General features: G+C 66.1%; 1 protein-coding gene. It reads left to right on the forward strand.

The features are described 5' to 3' along the window. Positions 1 to 548: SDR family NAD(P)-dependent oxidoreductase (locus JK364_RS54590; protein WP_201858908.1), on the forward strand; the 548-nt coding region annotated here is incomplete at both ends.

A 548-nucleotide genomic window follows, 5' to 3' on the forward strand; every position in this document is an offset into this window, starting at 1 on the left:
TTCGGGTGCGGTGTTGGTGACGGGTGGTACGGGTGCGTTGGGTGCGCTTGTGGCTCGGCATCTGGTGGTGGTTCATGGTGTGCGCAGTGTGGTTCTCGTCGGTCGCAGGGGCGTGGAGGCTGTGGGCGCGTCCGAGCTGCGGGAGGAGTTGGCGGGGTTGGGCGCTGAGGTGTCGGTTGTGGCGTGTGATGTGGCTGACCGGGATGCGCTGGCCGGGGTTCTGGCGGAGTTCCCGGTGCGGGGTGTGGTTCATGCGGCGGGTGTGCTGGATGACGGTGTGATCGGTTCGCTTACGCCGGAGCGGTTCGATGGGGTGTTCCGTTCGAAGGTGGATGGGGCGCTGAATTTGCATGAGTTGACCAGGGATATGGATCTGTCGGCGTTCGTGTTGTTCTCGGCGGGTGCGGGTGTTCTGGGTGCGCCGGGTCAGGGGAATTACGCTGCGGCGAACACTTTCCTGGATGCCCTTGCCGCGCACCGCCGTGCCAATGGGCTTCCCGCGCAGGCGCTCGCCTGGGGTCTGTGGGACACCGACTCCGGCATGGTCG

Source organism: Streptomyces endocoffeicus (assembly GCF_016741935.1).
Classification (GTDB): domain Bacteria; phylum Actinomycetota; class Actinomycetes; order Streptomycetales; family Streptomycetaceae; genus Streptomyces; species Streptomyces endocoffeicus.